Here is a 461-nt window from a genome sequence, read left to right as displayed (position 1 = left end):
ATCGCGTCATTACTCGCGACCAAGAGATCCCCGGCCCCGGCATTGAGTGTGTTGTCACTGCCAATCACGTTGAACGCCGAGTTGCCGCCCAGGGTGATGTTTTGGTCATCACTGACGTGCAAGGTTTCCATATTACCCGCAGCGCCGTTCAGGGCCAGGGCATCATCCGAGGTCGCGTAGATGGTGTCGCCACCGCCACCGCTGCTCGTCAGGCTTGAGCCTGTACCCAGGTTGATCGTGTCGTTACTGCCGGTGACCGATGCTGTGGTTCCAGCACCGAAGTTAATCGTGTTGCTACTACCAGAGATGGACTCTACGGCACCGGCCGCAGTATCGAAGCTGATTGAGCTCCAATCGCCAACGACAGAGTCTCCGGAACCGGCCAGTTGCAGCACATCGTAGGTCCCAATGACCGATCCATTGGCACCATTGAGCGTGACATCACTCCAGCTCGCGTTGAC

1 protein-coding gene is annotated in these 461 nt (G+C 57.9%); it reads right to left on the bottom strand.

From position 1 onward, the window contains the following. Positions 1–461: hypothetical protein (locus M5B96_RS32430; protein WP_248801249.1), on the bottom strand; the 461-nt coding region annotated here is incomplete at both ends.

This window comes from Pseudomonas sp. MWU13-2105 (assembly GCF_023242315.1).
In the GTDB taxonomy this organism is placed as follows: Bacteria; Pseudomonadota; Gammaproteobacteria; order Pseudomonadales; family Pseudomonadaceae; genus Aquipseudomonas.
Note: the sequence above shows the minus strand (reverse complement) of the source record. Positions and strands in the feature narration are given on the sequence as shown.